The sequence below is a fragment of the Streptomyces sp. AM25 genome (assembly GCF_058146165.1).
The window spans coordinates 1-1308 of record NZ_JBKIWN010000151.1 but is presented as its reverse complement, the minus strand read 5'-3'; the positions used below and the strand labels follow the sequence as shown (position 1 = coordinate 1308).

Below are 1308 nucleotides of genomic sequence, written 5' to 3'. Positions count from 1 at the left end.
CGCCCACGTCCGGGTTGCTCAAGAAGTCCCTGGCGAACAAGTCGTCCCAGGCGGGAGCGGGTGACGTTGATCGAGGGCTCGTCGGTGGGCAGGCCGAGGTGCTCGTGCAGGTCATGGACGCGGAACACCTTCCCGGGGTGCTCGTTGAACGTGGTCACGATGCGCTGGTAGATGGTGGCGTTCTGCGCGGGGGCTGGTTCGTGACCGGGCGGGGTGAGGCCGTCGATCACCTTGCGGACGGTGGTGAGTTCGGCCAGGCGGGCCTCGGTCTCGGCGAGGACGGTGGTGAGTTGCTCGATCTGCTCGCGCAGGCTGTCCACGCGTGCGGCCGTCTCTTCGTGTTCGGCTTGCAGCAGCCGCAGGAGTTCGCTGACCTTCACGCGGCCAGCTCCATGTCGTCCCGCCAGGGCGGGACGGGGGTGGTGAGGCGGCGGAGCATGCCGGCGGTGGAGGCCCAGTAGACGCGGGAGGCGGAGTTGTCGGGACGGTGGTCGTAGTCACGGGCGAGGCGACGGTGCAGCATGAGGGTGCCGTTGACCTGCTCCACCCGCCACCGGACGGGCTGTGGCACGAAGCCCTTGCCCTGGTCGGCGGGGTTGCGCCGGACCACCTCGACGGTGATGTCGTTCATCGCTCCGTGGATGATCACGGCGTCCTTGAAGCCCTGGTCGACCAGGGCCTTCTCCAGGCGCATGCCGCACCGTTCGGCCGCCTGATCCAGCAGGGCGATGCCGGCCTCGTTGTCGTGCGCGCTGGCCGGCAGGACCACCACGCCGATGATCAGGCCCAATACGTCGACGGCGAGTCCTCGCTTCCTGCCGGGCGTCTTCTTGTGCGCGTCCAGTCCCGTCGTCTCCTTCGGCACCCCGGCCGCCACGCGGACGGACTGGGTGTCGATGATCACCAGGGACGGGTCCTCTAACCGTCTGGCCCGCTCCCGCACCTGGCAGCGCAGGATCTCCTGGATCCGCTGGTCAAGGCTGTCCTGGCGCCACAGGGTGAAGTAGTAGAACACCGCCGACCAGGACGGGAAGTCGTGCGGCAGGAGCCGCCACTGACAGCCCGTCCGGTTCTGGTAGAGCAGCGCGTTCACGACCTCGCGCAGGTCGCAGGAGCCGGGGTCTCCGGTCGCCGACCGCGCCACCCGCTCCTGCTTCCACGCGGTGACCAGCGGTTCGATCAACGCCCACTGCCCGTCGGACAAGTCGGTTGAGTACGGCATCCGTTCCATGCCTGCGACCCCATCATGCACACGACATGGCGCGAGGACGGAACCGTCCCATCACCCACGAACGGGCGACACCACAT

The 1308-nt window shown here is 68.4% G+C and carries 2 protein-coding genes; both read right to left on the bottom strand.

Annotated elements, in window-relative coordinates; all coding sequences use genetic code 11:
• On the bottom strand, positions 1 to 380 hold a 380-nt coding region (locus ACLHRZ_RS42470; RefSeq protein ID WP_490423995.1), incomplete at its 3' end, for a hypothetical protein.
• Entirely contained in the window at positions 377 to 1231 is an 855-nt protein-coding gene (locus ACLHRZ_RS42465; protein ID WP_490423994.1) for an IS5 family transposase, read from the bottom strand. The genes ACLHRZ_RS42465 and ACLHRZ_RS42470, both read right to left, overlap by 4 nt.
• Between the last annotated feature and the right edge of the window lie 77 nt (positions 1232 to 1308).